An 18,371-nucleotide genomic window follows, 5' to 3' on the forward strand; every position below is an offset into this window, starting at 1 on the left:
TGTTATCGTGGCAGCTTCGCAATCATAGGAATGCTCCCTTAGACCGATAGCTTTGCGTCATCAGCTTTCGCTGAGTTTGCCTTTGTCGAACTTAACAGTTCAAATTAAGTCTAGAACGGGTTTCATTATTTTGCCTATCAATTTGCTGTTTTTTTACTGCAATCTAAACTGAGATAATTTCAAGTACTGCTTGCTCCACTTATTAGATGGCGCTACAGTGCGTATCATTAGTAAAATAAACAATATTTATCATGAACTTAGTTATAAAGAAAATTCTAGTAGCTATTCGACGCCATATTCACTACGTAAGTTGGACGTCGGTTGTTTCTTTGGTGGCAGCACATATGCTCTTAACTTGGGTGTGTTTATTTGCAGCGAAAGAAACAGAGTTATTAGGGATAAATCAATTTATTTATTACTACATAGTGACCACTTCGACGGTTGGGTATGGCGATTTAAGTCCCAGCTCCGATTGGGGAAAACTATTTGTCGCCTTGGTGCAAATTCCTATTGGATTAGCACTGTTTGGTGTGGTGTTAGGTAAAGTTGGACAAAGTATTACGGGGTTAATCAAGGCATCTATGACGGGCGATAAAGATTATTCAGGGCAAAGCGAACACATTCTAATTTTTGGTTATCATCCTTCGCGCACACGTAAGATGATTAATTATATTTTGGCTGATAATAAGCGCCTTGAGCGACGAATTTTATTGGCCGTTGACGAGCAGATGACGCATCCGTTTTCAGATAACCCACACGTGGATTTTGTTCGCCTTTCAAGTTTCACTGATGTTGATGAACTTAAACGTGTGGCAATTGATGGTGCTGATAAAGTAATCGTTGATGGCAACGATGATGATCATACGTTTACTACAGCGCTGAAAATCAGTCGCTTAGTGCATTCATCTTGCCATATCAGCGCGTACTTTCTTGATGAAAGTAAAAGTGAGATGTTGCGAGAGCACTGTAAAAACGTGGAATCTACGAGCTCGAAGTCGGTAGAAATTTTGGTTCGCTCGATGCAAGATCCAGGTTCAAGTCGTATTCAAGAAGAGCTGCTTTCAACGTTACATGGTGATACTCAGTTTAGTTTGGAAGTCGGTGACATTAAGCAAAATGTTAAGTTTGAAGCGTTATTTTTTCACTTTAAAAAGCAGTTTGATGCGACCATTTTAGGTGTAGCGCATAACCGTATCGGTGAGGGATTAGACTTGAATCCGCCGCTAGAAATGGAAATAAAACAGGGCGACATTTTGCATTATATGTCTGTTGAGCGAGTGCTCAGTGACGAAGTCGATTGGCAATCGATGTAATAGTGCATTAAACAACGAATAAAAAGGCAACCTAGGTTGCCTTTTTTAGCGAATGCGAAAATGTGGTTCCATATCGACCTCACCAAGATAGTCGATTGTTGCATAGCTAGTATCACATCTTGCGAATGCTAGGTAGTTTTCTTCTAGTTTTCGCGCAAAAGCAAGTTGATAACCATAGCGATTTAATTTATTTAATTCGACTTTTTGGGCAAAACTTAAGTTGCTCCAAAAGGCATTTAAATCGCCTTCTCCTTGCCTTCTCTCCGCTGTAGGCTTATTTGTTAAAGCAGACATAATCTTTCGCAATTAAAAATTAGACAACTTATACTAAACTATTAAAAAGAATAGTGTCTAGTCCGATCTGCTTACTTCATATACTTGCAAATCGTGGTGCAATTTCATGTTTGCAACAGCGAGAAACATACCAAACGTCACTCTGTGAGTTAATTCAATCTTTAAACAAATTATTTGGCTGCTCTGTTACGTGGCTATTTAAGTGAATTGCTAGTGTATTTATCGAGTATATATTGCCACTCAGATTTTCGCACCGGTTGAATTGATAGTCGGCTACCTTTTTGCACTAAATGCATATCTGCCAATTGCTGATCGGCTTTAAGTTTGGTGAGTGGAATAATATGTAACTTTTCAACGAATTCTAATGTAACACTTATCCATCTTGGGTTATCGGGTGTTGCTTTAGCGTCAAAGTACTTTGATTGCGCATCGAATTGAGAAGGATCGGCAAAGGCTGTTTTAATTACCTTAGCAATGCCAACAATGCCGGGTTGTTTACAGCTAGAGTGATAGATAAATACGAGATCGCCTAGCGCCACTTGGTCGCGCAGAAAGTTACGTGCTTGATAATTGCGAATACCATCCCAAATCTCGTCATTTTTTGCTTTTAAATCGTCGATAGAAAATTCGTCAGGCTCTGTTTTAAATAACCAATAATGCATTACCTATTCTCGCTAATGTTAAAGTGACAGGTGTTTGCTATTATAGCGATACTAGGAAATTACGAAATAGTGTTATGAGTCAGGTACTAAACGATCTTTTAGCATTGCTGAAGTTAGAAAAAATAGAGCAGGGGCTGTATCGTGGCCCTAGCCAAGATCTTGGTTTTAAAGCTGTTTTTGGCGGTCAAGTTATGGGGCAAGCGCTATCTGCTGCAAAAGAAACCGTTGCAGAAGATAGGCAGGTGCACTCGCTGCACTCATACTTTTTAAGACCAGGCGATGTTGATCACCCGATTGTTTATGATGTAGAGAACATACGCGATGGCCGCAGTTTTAGCACCCGCAGAGTTAAAGCGATTCAATTTGGTAAGCCGATATTTTATATGACTGCTTCTTTTCAAGTGGATGAAGAGGGGGTTACTCACCAAGCGGCGATGCCTAATGTACCAGGCCCTGAAAAGCTGCCATCCTCATTGGATGTTTATCGCGAACACAAAGAACTGATCCCGGAAAAAATTCGCAATAAAATTATTTGTGACAAGCCAATTGAAATGCGACCGGTTAATTTTCAAAATCCGTTTAAGCCAGAAGTAACCCTTGCTGAGCGTTATGTATGGTTTAAAGCTAATGGTGATATGCCAAATGACCCGCGAGTACATAAATATTTGCTGGCATACGCTTCTGATTTTGAATTTTTACCTACAGCGTTACAACCGCACGGTTTGTCATTTTTACAACCAGATATGCAAGTAGCGACCATTGACCATGCGATGTACTTTCATCGTCCATTCCGTTTAGATGAATGGATTTTATATGCAGTAGATAGCCCTTCTGCAAGTGGTGGTAGAGGGTTGGTGCGAGGGCAGTTCTTTAATCAAAAAGGTGAGTTAATTGCCTCGACGATTCAAGAAGGTGTGATTAGAAAATATGGATAAATAAGGCGGTGTGTACCGCCTTTTTTTGTTGCAGATAACGGCTAGTCTTCAAGTGCACAGGCAATACTTGGATTAAGCTGTTTTAGAATAATTTGACTCAACTGCTTCGTTGTCTCATTTCCTGTGATGCGGCCTTGTTCGCAATCATCAATCATGTGGTTTTGCTTAAGCGTGCTAATAAAGCCAGACAACACTTTTTTATCGAAGAATTCTGGTGTATCGATACCAAATAGCTGTGCAAGCTGTTGCGCAAAGTCTTGGCTTTGCGTTTCAAGCTGGTCGCGCGAAATGCTGTCACTTGCCAGAATTAATTTAATTACGCTGGCATAGCGAATTAATGTGCACTGGATAAAGCGTGCTAACAAGTTAAGCTGAGCTAGAGATTTGCTGCTAGGATTAACTGAAATTGCATCGTTTTCAACGGTTAATAACCCAATACCGCTCAAGGCTTCAAGTGAGTCATTTAGATATGTTTCGCAATACGGTTGCATAAACCACTCCTGTTTAAAGAGCGGATATAACGCGTTAACTTGCTTGATTAGATGGTCGCGAGAAATGTGTTTTTGGCTAATTAAGATTGAGCTAATTATACTTGGTACTGCGAATAAATGCAGTACGTTATTACGGTAATAGTTCAATAATACTTTTTGTGTGTCTTGAATACGGATTACTTTAACTCGCCCTTGCGTAATCACTTCAAACTTATCTAACGTGAGTGCGTGTTCAAGCAGCTCTTCAGCACTTTTGTTTGGCACACTGACATCTTTGCTGTAAGGCGCTAATTCAAGCAATCTCAGGTAGTTTGTCATACAAGCAATGAGCTCGTTACGCGTCATCGCTTGTTTTTCGGTGTTTAACAAAATAGATGACATTAAAGTAACGGCATTGATCGCAGCCGCATTATTGATGTTGACCATCACTGAATCAGCAAGTTTGCCAACCATTGGCGTTAGCCAATTAGGCTTTTCATCTGCAGCAATGCTGTCGCGCCAATTTGACTGGTGCTGGGTAAGATATTGGTTAATGTTGATTGGCTCGCCAAAGTTTACATTACCTTTACCATAATTTTTGAGCTTACGTAATGTTTTGAATACGCCCAGTACGGATTCATTTTTCTTTTTTTGTCCAGCAAGTTCACCAAGGTAAGTGTTTACTTCCATTACATGCTCGTACCCAATATATACAGGCACGATTGAAATTGGACGATCAATACCGCGCAAAATTGATTGTAATGTCATCGCTAACATACCGGTTTTAGGTGGAAGTAAACGGCCAGTTCGGCTGCGGCCACCTTCGGTATAAAACTTAACAGCGTAGCCTTTTATAAATAACTGGCTTAAGTATTCACGGAACACTGCGGAATAAAGCTTGTTGCCTTTGAACGAGCGGCGTAAGAAAAAGGCGCCACAGCGTCTAAATATTGGGCCTGCAGGCCAAAAACTTAAGTTTATACCTGCTGCGATATGCGGTGGCACATAACCTTGATGATAAATAACATAAGTAAGTAATAAGTAATCCATATGACTGCGATGGCACGGCATATAAATGATTTCGTGGCCTTTGTCGGTCAGCTCTTGAATTCGTTCCGGGTTATTTACTTCAATACCATTGTATAACTTGGTCCACAGCCACGTAAGAATGCGCTCAGAAACACCTATCATTGATTCGTTATAGTTGGCAGCAATTTCATCAACCAGTTTTATGGCATTTTGTCGTGCTTCAACAATTGAGATGTTTTTACTTTTTGCTTCATCTTCAATCGCGGCTTTGACAGTGCTTGATGCTAAAAGACCTTGATACAACTGATCGCGAGATGGCAGTTTAGGGCCAAGCGCAGCGAGCTTCTGACGTTTAAAGTGAACACGGGCAACGCGAATGAGTTTATGCGGTAAATCATCACTTTGTTGCTTACTAGTAAGTTGCGATAGTTCTAATGGACGACTAAAACGAATTAAGTTGTCGCGGCCAGACAGTAATACCACAAATACTTTACGCAACCAGCTTGGTGTAAGAGAACTGGATAAAATAGTGCCAAGGCCAGGCTTTTCTTTGCCTGGATTGCGTCCCCATAAAATGGTGACCGGAATAACTTGTAAATCGGTAACGTCTGATTGCTTTAACGCTGCAAATATCTCTTCACTAATTTCGAGCGCTGGGCTGTCTTTTTTGGCTTTACCAAATAGTGGCGAGCGATGATGAATTGGAATGTACCTTGGAACTTGTTTATCACCAATTTGCTGTGTGACCTGAGGGTCAGGTAAACCGAGTTTTTTACAGGTGCTGCGTAATGCGGCTGAATCAGAAAAAGAATTTAATAATGTGATGTAAACGGTCGGCTTGTTTTTATCTATTGCGAGGTTGTCTAATGGGTGTTCAGGTACTATTTTCGAACGCACTAAAAGCTTGTTCATACCGTTTGCAAACCACTGAATCATAGAGCCAACCAACTTCATAACACCAACCTAAAAACAAAAGGGGCGCTAGCATACCAGTTAACTCTAAAAGATTAAATAACTGGTCGTGCCAGAGGAAAAATAAAGCAATTTACAGAGATGATTTTTGATTTGCAGTAATTATCGTCTGTAACTAAGCATAGTGCTAATTATCAAATAATTAAAAGTTGCGAAATAAGAATAACTGTATATACTCACAGTTATCTGTACTGTATGGAAAACCAGTGAATGAGACCATTAACAAAACGTCAGGCACAAATCTTAGAACTTGTTAAAGTATTTATTAAAGATACTGGCATGCCGCCAACGCGCGCAGAAATCGCATCGACACTCGGTTTTAAAAGTGCAAACGCTGCAGAAGAGCATTTAAAAGCATTAGCCAAAAAAGGCGTAATTGAAATGGTGCCCGGCGCTAGCCGCGGTATTCGTTTAGTGGAAGAAGATGAACCCGAGCAATTAGGTTTACCGTTAATTGGTCAAGTTGCCGCAGGTTCACCTATTTTGGCTAATGAGCACATTGAAAGCCATTATCAAGTTGATCCTAACCTATTTAACCCATGTGCAGATTTCCTACTGCGTGTACGTGGTGAGAGTATGAAGGATATTGGCATTATGGACGGTGATTTGCTGGCTGTTCATCGCACACCAGTGGCTAACAATGGCCAAGTAGTTGTAGCCCGTGTTGATGAAGATGTAACGGTAAAGCGTTTTGAAAAAGCAGGAAAACAAGTACTATTACATGCAGAAAATGACGAATTTGACACAATTAAAGTCGATTTAGAGCATGATCATTTTAATATCGAAGGCCTTGCGGTTGGCGTTATTAGAAATGCCGACTGGATGTAATACACTTTTATTGACGGTGGCTAGTGAGTAATTTTACTAGCCTCACTCTGCTTTAAAATCCCCTATTTCTTGCAATAACCCCTTCTATTTTTACATCTTCAAAAATCGCTAACTTATAGATTTATAAAAAATTTATCTTAAATTTGACTTGCGTAAAATTTAATCGTTTACTAGACCTTAGTAGTAACCTTGTTTTCTTTTTAAGCAAAGTGCGGCTTTTAGAAAACAAATATAATAAAGAAAATGGAGTGATGCTGTAGTGCGTCGTGCGATTTAATCGCTAAAACTTTCACTGACCATTTCCTAACAACATAATAATAATTAGCTAAGGAGCGAGCATGAGGCTAGTGAAACTATCCTTATGGTTACTATTGAGCTTTCCTTTTTTAGCAGTTGGGACGAGTCAATATAACTTACCTGTTGGGGTGACAGACATCAGCCGTGATGTCTACGAGCTCCATATGACAATTTTTTATATCTGTTGCGTTATTGGATTAGTAGTATTTGCCATTATGTTTTGGGCAATAATTCATCACCGTAAATCAAAAGGAGCAGTGCCTGCTCAATTTCATGAAAGTACCAAAATTGAAATACTATGGACCGCAATTCCATTTGTAATTTTGATTGGTATGGCAGTGCCTGCAACCAAAACCTTGATTGCCATGGAGGACACCACTAAAGCTGACCTAACGATTAAAGTCACAGGGTCACAATGGAAATGGCATTATGAATATCTTGACCACGATGTGTCGTTCTATTCTGTTCTTTCGACTCCACGTGAACAAATCACCAATCAAGATCAAAAAACAGAAACCTACCTGTTAGATGTTGATAAACCTCTTATTATCCCAAAAGGAAAAAAAGTACGCTTTTTAATGACTTCGGACGACGTAATTCACTCTTGGTGGGTACCTGAATTCGCGGTTAAAAAAGATGCGAACCCAGGCTTTATTAACGAAGCGTGGACTAAGGTCAATGAGACCGGTATTTATCGCGGTCAGTGCGCAGAGTTATGCGGAAAAGACCATGGTTTTATGCCAGTGGTTGTTGAAGTTAAAGAGCCTGCTGAGTTTGAACAGTGGTTGGCAAATGCGCAGCTTGAAAAAGCGCAAGCAGCGGCCGCAGAAAAAGCGTCACTTGATCTTACATTATCGCAAGATGAGCTAATGACGCTAGGAGAACAAGTGTATATGGCTAATTGTGCTGCGTGTCACCAACCTACTGGAATGGGATTGCCAGGTGTGTTCCCAGCGCTAAAAGATAGCCCAATAGCACTTGGCGATGTTAAAGCACATATCGATATTGTGGTTCATGGCAAGCCAGCAACAGCAATGCAAGGCTACAGCAAAATGTTGTCACTAAAAGAATTAGCGGCAGTAGTGACCTATGAGCGAAATGCTTGGGGTAACAACACTGGCGATTCAGTGCAACCAAGTGATATTCAAGAATCTGTGGGAGAAGCACAATAATGACAACACTAGCTGAATCTCATCACCACCATCATGCGCCAACAGGTTTAAAACGTTGGTTATTTACAACTAACCATAAAGATATCGGTACGCTTTATCTGTTATTCGCTCTGTTAATGTTTTTAACTGGTGGCGCAATGGCACTGGTTATTCGTGCCGAATTATTTCAACCAGGCTTACAATTTGTAGAGCCACACTTTTTTAACCAAATGACCACAGTCCATGGCCTAATCATGGTTTTCGGTGCAGTTATGCCTGCGTTTACTGGCTTGGCAAACTGGATGATCCCTATGATGATTGGCGCGCCAGATATGGCACTACCGCGCATGAATAACTGGAGTTTTTGGATTCTACCATTTGCGTTCTTCATTCTGCTTATGTCGTTATTTATGGAAGGCGGCGGCCCAGCTTTTGGTTGGACGTTCTATGCTCCACTATCAACCACGTATAGCAATGATAATACGGCACTATTTGTCTTCGCGGTGCATATTATGGGCATTAGCTCAATTATGGGAGCAATTAATGTAATTGTAACCATAGTGAATATGCGTGCACCGGGCATGACGTATATGAAATTACCACTATTTGTGTGGACGTGGTTAATTACTGCATTTTTATTAATTGCGGTGATGCCGGTACTTGCTGGGGCGGTGACTATGGTGCTAACTGATAAATACTTTGGCACAGATTTCTTTAACGCGGCAGGCGGCGGCGACCCTGTAATGTTCCAGCATATTTTCTGGTTCTTCGGGCACCCTGAAGTTTACATCATGATTTTACCGGCGTTTGGTGTTATCTCGACGATTATTCCAGCGTTTTCACGCAAGAAACTGTTTGGCTATGCCTCAATGGTGTATGCCACAGCATCAATCGCGTTTCTGTCATTTATTGTATGGGCGCACCATATGTTTACCACTGGCATGCCATTGGCGGGGGAGTTGTTCTTTATGTATAGCACCATGCTGATATCTGTGCCCACGGGGGTTAAAGTTTTCAACTGGGTGGCGACAATGTGGCGCGGCTCCATTAGTTTTGAAGTGCCGATGCTGTTTTCCATTGCCTTTATTGTGTTATTCACCTTAGGTGGATTCTCAGGTTTGATGTTGGCAATAACACCGGTCGATTTTCAGTATCACGATACTTACTTTGTGGTTGCTCATTTCCACTATGTGTTGGTAACGGGGGCTGTATTCTCGATAATGGCAGGCGCTTATTATTGGTTACCAAAGTGGACAGGCAACATGTATCACATAGGCCTTGCTAAAACCCATTTTTGGTTATCGCTAATTAGCGTAAACATTCTGTTCTTCCCAATGCATTTTGTGGGCTTAGCGGGTATGCCGAGGCGTATTCCTGACTATGCACTGCAGTTTGCTGATTTTAATGCATTGATCAGTATTGGTGGCTTTGCCTTTGGTTTATCTCAATTACTTTTTGTTGCCGTTGTTTATAAGTGTGCAAAAGGTGGCGAAAAAGTACCTGCCAAAGTGTGGGATGGAGCTGAGGGGTTAGAGTGGGAAGTTGCATCACCTGCACCTTATCATACGTTCTCTGAACCGCCGGAAGTGAAGTAATGAATAACGTTAAGCTACTCAAAAAGCTAATCTTAACCAGTTTATTAATGTTTGCGTTTGCCTTTGCGCTGGTACCACTTTATGACGTTTTCTGTGATATCACAGGGTTGAATGGAAAACCTAATATGGAGCAGGCCCAAGTGAGTGCGCAAAGTGATGAATCGCGCAGTGTACGCGTTACATTTATCACACACGCGCAAGCTGGCGCCCCGTTTAAAGTCAAAGCTAAACGCTACAGTGTTGACGTTAGCCCGGGTGAAATGGAGCGCATAGAGTTTATTGCGCAAAACCTTTCGAGTAGCAACAAGATAATGCAAGCCGTACCGTCAGTAGCACCAGGTCGGGCGGCTAAATATTTACATAAAGTGTCTTGCTTTTGTTTTAATCAACAGCCGCTGACAAGTAAAGGCTCAGCGGATTTACCATTGCTCTTTTACCTCGACGAAACCTTGCCAAATGATATTCATGAAGTGACCTTGTCGTATACCATTTACGATATTACAGCAGATGTTGAAGGTAAAGTTGCAAGCAATAGCAAGCGCGATGGAGAGTTAGTTAATGAAAACTCAATATGAAAAATATTATGTACCTGAGCAAAGCCAATGGCCGATTGTGGGTGCTGTTGCTCTGTTCTTAATTGCCATTGGATCTGGCTTAGCAGTAATGCAAACTGCTAAGCAGCAAGGTGGTTTTGGTTTTCACATTTTAATCTTAGGCATTGCGGTTTTACTTTATATGCTGTTTGGTTGGTTTAAAAATGTGATTGATGAATCTCAAGGTGGGCTTTATTCATCGCAAATGGACCGCTCGTTTAAGCAGGGGATGGCGTGGTTTATTTTCTCTGAAGTGATGTTTTTTATGGCATTTTTTGGAGCGCTATTTTATGCCCGTACATTTGCTGTACCTTGGCTCGGTGGTGATAGTAATAACGCGATGACAAACGAAGTACTATGGCCTTCATTTGAAGCTGTGTGGCCTCTAGTCAGTACGCCAGGTGGTACAGAAACACAAGTAATGGGTTGGCAAGGTTTACCACTTATCAACACGATTATTCTTTTAACCTCATCGGTTACTTTGCATTTTGCACACACCGCAATTGAGCATGGAAAACGCACGCAGTTAAAGGCAATGCTTGGCTTTACTATTGCTTTAGGGGCGATATTTTTAGTGCTACAAGGAGAGGAGTACGTTCATGCATATCAAGATCTAGGTTTAACACTGGACTCAGGTATATATGGCAACACGTTCTTTTTGCTAACTGGCTTTCATGGCATGCATGTCACGTTAGGCACGCTCATTTTATTTGTCGTATTTATACGAATTTTAAAAGGGCACTTTAGTGAAGAAAAGCACTTTGCTTTCCAAGCTGCAGCTTGGTATTGGCATTTTGTTGATGTTGTATGGTTGTGTTTGTTTGTCTTTGTTTACGTACTTTAAAGGTCAATAACCACTAACTAACAGTATAAGGATTGCTGTTTGGTGTGATGATGCCAAACAGCATTGCCAGCAAAATAATCATCAGAACAATTGCAGAAAATAACACTCGGCGCCCTAAGTAATGGGACATAGAGTTTGCAGCAGCGTCGCTTTTAAGCATACAAAACAGTGCTTTAAACAAACTAAAAACGATGTAAAACAATAAGAATACGATAATTAATTTTATCAACATAGGTTTAGGGAGTTTGCTATATGCGGTTAATCCAGAATAGTGCAAAAAGCATCACTCTGCTAGTGTGTACAACAACTGTAGCATTAATATGCGCGAGTTTAGCTGTGTGGCAGTATCAAAGATCACAGCAAAAAATAACGATTATTAAAAAACTAGATCAGCTTAGCCAACAAGGGGTTATTCCTTGGTATCAGCTCGCTAGTTTACCAAGCGATTGGCTTGCAACGGGACTTAAAGTATCACTATCAGGGGAAGTCTCTTCACAGTTTTGGTGGCTTGATAATCAAGTGGTTAATGGCCGTTTTGGTTACGACTTGATTGCTGCCGTGAAACCAAAAAATTCTTCACGCTGGTGGCTGGTTAATCTTGGCTGGTTTGCGGGCTCGTTCAACCGAGAGCAATTACCAGAAGTAAGCTTGCCGCAGCAACTAACACTCACCGCATTATTAAAGGTTGGTAACTTTACCAGCTTTAACTTGGTATCAAATGATCTTGAATTACGCCAAGGACAACGGTTGCAATACATTACGCCAGAGTTTGCAGCAAGTGCGCTCCAGCAGCCATTCGCGCCGTATATTCTTTATGCGCAGCCGGACAGTGCGCTGGGTGAATTTCATTACCAAGTTATTAATATGTCGCCAGATAAACACAAAGCGTACGCCTTGCAGTGGATTTTACTTGCTCTCGCTGCGATTGTGATTGGTGCGGCTATGTATCGAAAAGGAAGTGCACATGAATAAGACTCTTGGACTTTTTATTATTTGTTTTTTAGCGCCAGCGTTAACTGCTTTTTTGGCGTTAAAGTTTAATTGGCTTGAACCCGCACAAACTAATTTCGGGCATTTTGTTGAAAATGAACAAAAAATTGAAAAATGGCCGGCAGAATCTCAACTTAAATGGTCGCTCGTTACGTTGTCGGAAGACGTTTGTACGCAGCATTGCGAAACCCGAAAAAAACTAATTAAAAATGTGTTTGATGTGCTTGGTAAACATAATTTATATGTGGGGGCATTTTCCCTTTCGAGCAGCCAGCAGGCATTGCTGTTGACTAATTTAACTGCACATGAAAATGCTGTTACACAACTTGAAAATCAAACACTTGCTATTGAATCAGATGCAATTTATTTAGTCGATCATCACGGTTTAATCGTGCTTGAGTATCCCGTTAATTATCAGCTGCAGTCAGACAATAATATGAAACGAGGGCTTATTAAAGACCTTAAAAAACTGCTCAATTATAGCCGCAGCAGAGCATAGGAGGCGCGAATGAATCAATATCATAAAATTGTACTGTTTGGCTGTGTTTTTGCATTTGTTGTGGTGGGATTGGGCGCGTATACACGACTTAGCGACTCGGGCTTAGGTTGCCCCGATTGGCCTGGGTGTTATGGTTTTTTAACTGTACCAAATGAAGTGCATGAGCTAGAAAAAGTCGAAACACATTTTCCAACACATGAAGTCGATCAAGGAAAAGCGTGGAAAGAAATGATCCATCGCTATTTTGCCGGCACGCTGGGCATTATTATTTTGCTTATTGCGATAATGGCATTTAAGCAACGGCAACATCGATTAGCGCCAGTGAAGCTACCGTTATTAATTCTGGGGCTAGTCGTATTTCAAGCTGCGTTAGGCATGTTAACAGTCACTATGAATTTACAGCCGCTCATCGTGATGGGACATTTGCTCGGTGGTTTTACGATTATGAGCCTGTTGTTCTTACTCTATATCAGGCTTACCACAGAGCGCATCCCTGGTGGTGATTCGGGCGCTAAACCTCATTATAGCTTGGCAATAATCGCTTTGAGCTTTGTTGTTTCGCAAATTGCATTAGGTGGATGGTTAGCGGCAAATTACGCGGCCTCACATTGTGCAGATTTTCCTTTGTGCGGCGCTAATACATTTGAGCGTTTTTCATTTACGAGTATTTTCCAATTACCGAATGATCACGCCAGTTATGAGTTTGGGGTATTGTCGGCTGAAGCGCGTATGTCGATTCACTTTTTCCATCGCATTTGGGCGATGGTTACCACGTTTGTGGTGCTTTGGGCTGGTTTTAAAATTCTAAAAGACTGTTATTCAACAATAATAAAACGAGCTGTTTACCATATTTGGGTGGTGTTGTTTTGTCAGATAGCGCTGGGAGTTAGCTTAATTTTGATGCATATCCCGCTCAATATTGCGCTTATTCATAATATGACAGCATTATTGCTACTTTTAAGTTGTGTTCGGCTTGCATATCTCATTAAAAGCAAGTGCTAGGGAGTAAACTATGACCAGTTATGTCTTACAATTTCAGCGCTCATTAAGCGCTAAAGTTCATGAATATTTGGTGCTTTGTAAACACAAAGTTGTGATGTTGCTAGCGCTTACCGCAGTGGTTGGACAAGGTTTGGCACCCTACGTTGGGCGAACCTTGCTAGAGCAGATGTTAACCATAGTAGGTATCGCATTATTAGCCAGTAGTGCCGCGGTGATTAACCATATTGTTGATAGCGATATAGATAAAAAAATGAAGCGCACCGACTCGCGCCCAGTCGCAACCGGCAGCGTGACAAATCGTCAGGCGTTTGTCTTTTCAATTACGCTATTAGTTATTGGGTTTTGCATGTTAGTTGCTTACGCAAATTGGCTGACCGCTTGGCTTACCTTGGTTGCTTTAGTCGGTTATGCGTTTATTTATACGCTGGTATTAAAAAGACGCACGCCACAAAACATTGTGATTGGAGGTTTTGCCGGCGCGATGCCGCCGCTGCTAGGGTGGGTGTCTGAAACTGGTTCAATGTCTGCAGAGCCATGGTTATTAGTGATGATAATTTTCACTTGGACACCACCGCACTTTTGGGCATTAGCCATTGATCGTAAGAAAGATTATGAAAACGCAAAAGTCCCCATGTTGCCAGTAACGCATGGTATTGAGTTCACCAAAACAATGGTGTTGTTATATAGTGTTTTATTGACATTGGTTTGTGTTTTACCGTTTTTAATTGGTATGTCAGGAAACTTTTATTTAGCGGTAAGTGTGTTACTCAATGGCGTGTTTATGTACCGTGCTTGGGAGTTAAAATTTTCTGCCAAAGAAAAGTCTGCGATAAAGCTATTTATCTATTCCATTTGGCAACTTATGATACTATTTATCGCACTATTTATTGATAAGTGGTTGATTTAAATGAGCCAATTTAAGCTATTAATTGTTACATCTTTAATCTTTATGGTTTTGGGTTGCGGCCCAAAATCACCTCCGCAAACAAACGCATTACTCTATCAAGAGGCTAAGATTGTTAAGCCATTTGTGTTGCAAGACCAAAATGGCCAACAGGTTACTAATCAAAACTTAAAGGGTAACTGGACGCTACTATTTTTAGGCTACACAAGTTGCCCGGATATTTGCCCAATGACATTGGCAAAATTAACTCAGATAACAAAAGAGTTATCGCCTAATTTTGCCATAAATGTATGGTTTGTATCGGTTGATCCTAAGCGTGATAACGCAGAAAAACGCAAGCTGTACATTGATTACTTTAACCCCGATTTCACTGCTGTTTCAGCAGAACATAAGCATTTATTTCCATTTGTTCGAAACCTAGGTTTAGTGTACGCCATTCATGATGATGGTGAGTCGGAAAATTACACAGTTGACCACAGTGCATCAGTCACGTTAGTCGACCCAAATGGCGCGGTTAGAGCCATTTTTAAACCTGAATTTGCCAAAGGCAAAATACCATTAATTAATCAAAGTGAAATGACACAAGATCTGACCTCAATTATTGGGTATTACAGCAATTAGTATCGATTTATGATCTGCTAACGCATTAATTAGCTTTAATTAAATCGATATTATTTTGGCAAATTTTCATTCTGGGTCTACGCTTAATTTTAAGCGAACAAGGAAAGAAAATTATGTATCAGTTACCTGCTGAGCTTGTCATAAACTCAGTTTCTGAGCTTAAAGAATCTCTTTTAGATTTATTATCGAAACAATCGAGTATTGATCTGGATATTTCCTCGGTTACTCGCGCTGATACCGCTTCAATTCAACTACTCTGTTCGTTGCAAAAAAATCTAGCGGAAACTCAGCATCAAATTACGTGGCATGGCAAAAGTGATGCGTTATTTGCTGCAGCAAAAACATTGGGAGTGCAAGATTTTCTTGCCTTATCAGAACAATAATTTGGGGTCTGTATGAAAAAGATTTTGGCGGTTGATGATTCTGCATCAATGAGACAAATGGTTGGTTTTACGCTTAAAAAAGCCGGTTTCGATGTAACAGAAGCGAAAGACGGAAGCGAAGCGTTAGAAATCGCTAAAGGCAACAGCTTTGATGCGGTTATTTCCGATGTGAATATGCCGATTATGGACGGCATTACACTTATTCGAGAATTAAGAGCGCTACCTGCCTACAAGTTTACGCCTATGCTAATGCTTACTACCGAATCGGGACTGGATAAAAAAACCGAAGGTAAAGCCGCTGGCGCCACTGGATGGATCGTAAAACCATTTAATCCAGATCAGTTATTAGCAGTTATTAAGAAAGTCATCCGATAAATCAGGAGGCGGCATGAGCATAGACTTAAGCCAATTCTTTGAGGTTTTCTTTGAAGAGAGCCTTGAAGGTTTGGATGTCATGGAATCGGAGTTACTCAACCTCACACCTGGTGATGTAGATAACGAGACGATTAATACTATTTTCCGTGCCGCGCATTCTATTAAAGGCGGAAGTGGAACCTTTGGCTTCACACATGTTTCCGACTTTACCCACGTTTTAGAAACACTTTTAGACCAAATCCGTGAAGGCAGCAGAGAATTAACCGCCGAACATGTGAATCTGCTTTTGCAGTCGGTTGATTGTTTGCGCGAAATGTTAGGTGATTTACAAAATAATCAAGAAACAGACCTAACGACGGCAATTCAGTTAAAAGAAAAGTTTGAGGCAATTTTAGCGGGTGAGTCACAGCCAGCTAGTACACCAGCAGCTACAAAAAGTAGCAACGATAATCCACCGGTGGAGCACGGTGCACTTGATACCTACGAAGTGATTTTTAAGCCGCAACATCATTTATTTAAAACGGGTAATGAGCCCATTTATTTGATTGAAGAGTTGGCAGAACTAGGTCAGCTCGACGTATCTGTGAATTTAGATGATGTACCTGATATTCATAACCTTGCGGCTGACGAATGTTTTTTAAATTGGTGCTTTTATCTCGAAACCGATAAAGGCGAAGAGGCGATAAAAGAAGTATTTGAGTGGGTTGAAGATGATGCCGAAATCACTATCACCTTGTGTGGCGGATTGTTTGGTGACGACCCCGTAGAATCTGAATCAGAAGATGTAAGTGAGCAAGTTACTGAAGAGGCTCCAACGCCAACAGCTGAAAGTATAAGTGACAAACCTGCGCCAGCAGCAAAAGCATCTGCGAAAAGTGGTTCCACCGAAAGTACGTCAATTCGAGTCAGCATTGATAAAGTAGACTCACTAATTAACATGGTTGGCGAGCTGGTAATTACTCAAGCAATGCTTACACAGCTTGGTGAAGGAGAAATTACCGAAAACAAATTAATGGCCTTGCAAGAAGGGCTTGCACAACTTGCTCATAACACACGTGATTTACAAGAAAGTGTGATGCGAATTCGCATGCTGCCAATCAGTTTTGTATTTAGTCGCTTTCCCCGTTTAGTGCGAGACACATCGCAAAAACTAGGAAAAGAAGTCGAACTAAAACTCCTTGGTGAGCAAACTGAGCTTGATAAAACAGTAATGGAAAAAATCTCAGATCCTATGGTGCACTTGGTGCGAAACTCACTGGATCATGGCCTAGAAACGCCAGAGCAGCGGGAAGAAGCGGGTAAGCCAAGAGTTGGCACCGTTACACTTAATGCATTTCACCAAGGCGGTAACATAGTTATTGAGATTATGGACGATGGTGCTGGCTTAAATACACAAAAAATCAAACAAAAAGCGATTCAAAACGGCCTAATTAGCGATTCAGACGACTTATCGGATGATGAAATTAATGAGCTAATTTTTATGCCCGGTTTTTCAACCGCAGATGAAGTGAGTGACATCTCTGGCCGCGGCGTGGGTATGGACGTAGTAAGACGCAATATCCAATCGCTGAATGGCTCAATTGAGGTTACTTCAGAACAAGGTATTGGTTCAACCTTTACGATTCGCCTACCGCTTACTTTGGCTATTTTAGATGGCCAGTTAGTGACCGTTGCTCAACATACTTACATCATTCCGCTGATTTCTATTGTGGAGTCATTACAAATTGATCTGAAAATGGTGAATTGCGTGGGCGGCGGCTTAAACGTTTTACGCTTACGCGATGAATATATTCCTATTTTACGATTACATAAAATCTTTAATCACAGCGGTGCAATTGAAGATCTTGATAAAGGCCTGCTGGTTATTGTTGAAAGTGACAACCAAAAAGTCGGGTTATTAGTTGACGATTTACTGGCACAACAACAAGTCGTCATTAAAAGCTTGGAAGCTAATTATCAGAAAGTAGAAGGGGTCTCTGGCGCAACTATTTTAGGTGACGGAAGAGTATCGCTAATTATTGATATTACTGGGCTAATCAAATTAGCGGGCCTGAAAAAAGCAGGCACTTCTGAGCTTGCAATTGAGCCGATAGAAAGTGAGGAAGCTTGATGGAAGCGATAGCAAATGATCTTCTCGAGTCGAGCGAAGAGAATCAAGAAGAGAATATCTGCCAGTTTCTGACTTTTATGATGGCAGATGAAGAATATGGTGTCGATATTCTCGCAGTACAAGAGATCCGTGGTTGGGAAGAAATAACTCAAATTCCCAATTCGCCAAGTTATGTCAAAGGTGCCATTAATCTGCGCGGCACAATAGTACCGATTATTGATTTACGGGCGCGATTTGGCTTGCCGCAGGTGCCGTATAGTTCAGTCACAGTTGTAATCGTGGTCAAAGTTGATCTGGAAAGTGGCGATAAAATTATGGGACTAGTTGTTGATGCAGTATCAGATGTTTATAGCATTTCAGAGTCTGACGCGCGCGATGTGCCTGATGTAACTAATACTGAAAATACTGAGTTTGTTCATGGTCTGGTCAATGTCGGTGAAAAAATGGTTGTGTTGTTAGATTTAAAACGGGTGTTGAATCTTTCTAAAGAGCCGGACTAATAAA

General features: G+C 41.0%; 20 protein-coding genes and 1 riboswitch. Of the genes, 16 read left to right on the top strand and 4 right to left on the bottom strand.

What is annotated here, in order from left to right; all coding sequences use genetic code 11:
* Positions 1-6: 6 nt before the first annotated feature.
* A riboswitch (cyclic di-GMP riboswitch) is annotated at positions 7-91 on the bottom strand.
* Positions 92-251: 160 nt separating this feature from the next.
* Positions 252-1,313 carry a potassium channel family protein gene (locus L1068_RS06150; RefSeq protein WP_237129519.1) on the top strand — a complete coding sequence of 354 codons (1,062 nt, stop codon included), beginning with the start codon at positions 252-254 and terminating at the stop codon, positions 1,311-1,313.
* Between the two features lie 45 nt (positions 1,314-1,358).
* Here L1068_RS06150 and L1068_RS06155 read toward each other — a convergent pair whose 3' ends face one another.
* On the bottom strand, positions 1,359-1,607 hold the full coding sequence (locus L1068_RS06155; protein WP_010561489.1) for a hypothetical protein: 249 nt from the start codon (positions 1,605-1,607) through the stop codon (positions 1,359-1,361).
* Positions 1,608-1,801: 194 nt separating this feature from the next.
* Positions 1,802-2,269, bottom strand: coding sequence for an EVE domain-containing protein (locus tag L1068_RS06160; protein WP_237129520.1), 468 nt, complete (start codon positions 2,267-2,269; stop codon positions 1,802-1,804).
* A gap of 74 nt (positions 2,270-2,343) precedes the next feature.
* Between L1068_RS06160 and tesB the strand changes: the two genes are divergently transcribed.
* Positions 2,344-3,204, top strand: a complete 861-nt coding sequence (gene tesB / locus L1068_RS06165) for an acyl-CoA thioesterase II (RefSeq protein WP_010561491.1) — start codon at positions 2,344-2,346, stop codon at positions 3,202-3,204.
* A gap of 41 nt (positions 3,205-3,245) precedes the next feature.
* Here the strand turns inward: tesB and plsB are convergent, their stop codons facing one another.
* Positions 3,246-5,639 carry a glycerol-3-phosphate 1-O-acyltransferase PlsB gene (gene plsB / locus L1068_RS06170; protein ID WP_237129521.1) on the bottom strand — a complete coding sequence of 798 codons (2,394 nt, stop codon included), beginning with the start codon at positions 5,637-5,639 and terminating at the stop codon, positions 3,246-3,248.
* Positions 5,640-5,885: 246 nt separating this feature from the next.
* Here plsB and lexA point away from each other — a divergent pair, with 246 nt between their 5' ends.
* The 5 genes from lexA to L1068_RS06195 all read left to right on the top strand — a co-directional run bounded on the left by lexA (position 5,886) and on the right by L1068_RS06195 (position 10,983).
* Complete coding sequence (lexA, locus tag L1068_RS06175; RefSeq protein ID WP_054978231.1) at positions 5,886-6,503, top strand: transcriptional repressor LexA; 618 nt, start codon at positions 5,886-5,888, stop codon at positions 6,501-6,503.
* Positions 6,504-6,841: 338 nt separating this feature from the next.
* Entirely contained in the window at positions 6,842-7,972 is a 1,131-nt protein-coding gene (coxB, locus tag L1068_RS06180) for a cytochrome c oxidase subunit II (protein WP_010561494.1), read from the top strand.
* Positions 7,972-9,546 carry a cytochrome c oxidase subunit I gene (ctaD, locus tag L1068_RS06185; RefSeq protein ID WP_054978229.1) on the top strand — a complete coding sequence of 525 codons (1,575 nt, stop codon included), beginning with the start codon at positions 7,972-7,974 and terminating at the stop codon, positions 9,544-9,546. The genes coxB and ctaD overlap by 1 nt, the downstream gene beginning before the upstream one ends.
* A complete protein-coding gene (locus L1068_RS06190; RefSeq protein WP_010561496.1) occupies positions 9,546-10,121 on the top strand; it encodes a cytochrome c oxidase assembly protein in 576 nt (191 codons plus the stop codon). The genes ctaD and L1068_RS06190 overlap by 1 nt, the downstream gene beginning before the upstream one ends.
* A complete protein-coding gene (locus L1068_RS06195; protein WP_237129522.1) occupies positions 10,105-10,983 on the top strand; it encodes a cytochrome c oxidase subunit 3 in 879 nt (292 codons plus the stop codon). The genes L1068_RS06190 and L1068_RS06195 overlap by 17 nt, the downstream gene beginning before the upstream one ends.
* 13 nt (positions 10,984-10,996) lie before the next feature.
* On the opposite strand, the gene L1068_RS06200 is transcribed toward L1068_RS06195, so the two are convergent.
* Positions 10,997-11,215, bottom strand: a complete 219-nt coding sequence (locus tag L1068_RS06200; protein WP_237129523.1) for a DUF2909 domain-containing protein — start codon at positions 11,213-11,215, stop codon at positions 10,997-10,999.
* Positions 11,216-11,235: 20 nt separating this feature from the next.
* Here L1068_RS06200 and L1068_RS06205 point away from each other — a divergent pair, with 20 nt between their 5' ends.
* The 9 genes from L1068_RS06205 (at position 11,236) to L1068_RS06245 (ending at position 18,367) form a co-directional block, all read left to right on the top strand.
* The gene (locus tag L1068_RS06205; RefSeq protein WP_237129524.1) at positions 11,236-11,955 is read left to right on the top strand and encodes an SURF1 family protein; all 720 of its coding nucleotides are present in this window, start codon (positions 11,236-11,238) and stop codon (positions 11,953-11,955) included.
* Positions 11,948-12,472, top strand: a complete 525-nt coding sequence (locus tag L1068_RS06210; RefSeq protein ID WP_237129525.1) for a hypothetical protein — start codon at positions 11,948-11,950, stop codon at positions 12,470-12,472. The genes L1068_RS06205 and L1068_RS06210 overlap by 8 nt, the downstream gene beginning before the upstream one ends.
* A 9-nt stretch (positions 12,473-12,481) precedes the next feature.
* On the top strand, positions 12,482-13,474 hold the full coding sequence (locus tag L1068_RS06215; protein WP_237129526.1) for a COX15/CtaA family protein: 993 nt from the start codon (positions 12,482-12,484) through the stop codon (positions 13,472-13,474).
* 10 nt (positions 13,475-13,484) lie between these two features.
* A complete protein-coding gene (cyoE, locus tag L1068_RS06220) occupies positions 13,485-14,381 on the top strand; it encodes a heme o synthase (protein WP_237129527.1) in 897 nt (298 codons plus the stop codon).
* Positions 14,382-14,999: an SCO family protein gene (locus L1068_RS06225; protein WP_237129528.1), complete on the top strand. Its 618-nt coding sequence runs from the start codon at positions 14,382-14,384 to the stop codon at positions 14,997-14,999. It begins immediately after the preceding gene.
* A 113-nt stretch (positions 15,000-15,112) separates the two neighbouring features.
* Positions 15,113-15,382 (top strand): STAS domain-containing protein, encoded by a 270-nt coding sequence (locus tag L1068_RS06230; protein ID WP_010561504.1) that lies wholly within the window; start codon positions 15,113-15,115, stop codon positions 15,380-15,382.
* Positions 15,383-15,394: 12 nt separating this feature from the next.
* Entirely contained in the window at positions 15,395-15,757 is a 363-nt protein-coding gene (locus L1068_RS06235; protein WP_010561505.1) for a response regulator, read from the top strand.
* A 13-nt stretch (positions 15,758-15,770) separates the two neighbouring features.
* Positions 15,771-17,867, top strand: a complete 2,097-nt coding sequence (locus tag L1068_RS06240) for a chemotaxis protein CheA (protein ID WP_237129529.1) — start codon at positions 15,771-15,773, stop codon at positions 17,865-17,867.
* Complete coding sequence (locus L1068_RS06245; protein WP_054978221.1) at positions 17,867-18,367, top strand: chemotaxis protein CheW; 501 nt, start codon at positions 17,867-17,869, stop codon at positions 18,365-18,367. The genes L1068_RS06240 and L1068_RS06245 overlap by 1 nt, the downstream gene beginning before the upstream one ends.
* Positions 18,368-18,371: the final 4 nt, after the last annotated feature.

Origin of the sequence: Pseudoalteromonas sp. MMG024, from assembly GCF_021654175.1 — a bacterium.
Classification (GTDB): Bacteria; Pseudomonadota; Gammaproteobacteria; order Enterobacterales; family Alteromonadaceae; genus Pseudoalteromonas.

Bases quoted from the DNA above. Each gene is read 5' to 3' on its own strand.
- L1068_RS06150 (WP_237129519.1), top strand. From the start codon at position 252: ATGAACTTAGTTATAAAGAAAATTCTAGTAGCTATTCGACGCCATATT.
- L1068_RS06155 (WP_010561489.1), bottom strand. From the start codon at position 1,607: ATGTCTGCTTTAACAAATAAGCCTACAGCGGAGAGAAGGCAAGGAGAA.
- L1068_RS06160 (WP_237129520.1), bottom strand. From the start codon at position 2,269: ATGCATTATTGGTTATTTAAAACAGAGCCTGACGAATTTTCTATCGAC.
- tesB (WP_010561491.1), top strand. From the start codon at position 2,344: ATGAGTCAGGTACTAAACGATCTTTTAGCATTGCTGAAGTTAGAAAAA.
- plsB (WP_237129521.1), bottom strand. From the start codon at position 5,639: ATGATTCAGTGGTTTGCAAACGGTATGAACAAGCTTTTAGTGCGTTCG.
- lexA (WP_054978231.1), top strand. From the start codon at position 5,886: ATGAGACCATTAACAAAACGTCAGGCACAAATCTTAGAACTTGTTAAA.
- coxB (WP_010561494.1), top strand. From the start codon at position 6,842: ATGAGGCTAGTGAAACTATCCTTATGGTTACTATTGAGCTTTCCTTTT.
- ctaD (WP_054978229.1), top strand. From the start codon at position 7,972: ATGACAACACTAGCTGAATCTCATCACCACCATCATGCGCCAACAGGT.
- L1068_RS06190 (WP_010561496.1), top strand. From the start codon at position 9,546: ATGAATAACGTTAAGCTACTCAAAAAGCTAATCTTAACCAGTTTATTA.
- L1068_RS06195 (WP_237129522.1), top strand. From the start codon at position 10,105: ATGAAAACTCAATATGAAAAATATTATGTACCTGAGCAAAGCCAATGG.
- L1068_RS06200 (WP_237129523.1), bottom strand. From the start codon at position 11,215: ATGTTGATAAAATTAATTATCGTATTCTTATTGTTTTACATCGTTTTT.
- L1068_RS06205 (WP_237129524.1), top strand. From the start codon at position 11,236: ATGCGGTTAATCCAGAATAGTGCAAAAAGCATCACTCTGCTAGTGTGT.
- L1068_RS06210 (WP_237129525.1), top strand. From the start codon at position 11,948: ATGAATAAGACTCTTGGACTTTTTATTATTTGTTTTTTAGCGCCAGCG.
- L1068_RS06215 (WP_237129526.1), top strand. From the start codon at position 12,482: ATGAATCAATATCATAAAATTGTACTGTTTGGCTGTGTTTTTGCATTT.
- cyoE (WP_237129527.1), top strand. From the start codon at position 13,485: ATGACCAGTTATGTCTTACAATTTCAGCGCTCATTAAGCGCTAAAGTT.
- L1068_RS06225 (WP_237129528.1), top strand. From the start codon at position 14,382: ATGAGCCAATTTAAGCTATTAATTGTTACATCTTTAATCTTTATGGTT.
- L1068_RS06230 (WP_010561504.1), top strand. From the start codon at position 15,113: ATGTATCAGTTACCTGCTGAGCTTGTCATAAACTCAGTTTCTGAGCTT.
- L1068_RS06235 (WP_010561505.1), top strand. From the start codon at position 15,395: ATGAAAAAGATTTTGGCGGTTGATGATTCTGCATCAATGAGACAAATG.
- L1068_RS06240 (WP_237129529.1), top strand. From the start codon at position 15,771: ATGAGCATAGACTTAAGCCAATTCTTTGAGGTTTTCTTTGAAGAGAGC.
- L1068_RS06245 (WP_054978221.1), top strand. From the start codon at position 17,867: ATGGAAGCGATAGCAAATGATCTTCTCGAGTCGAGCGAAGAGAATCAA.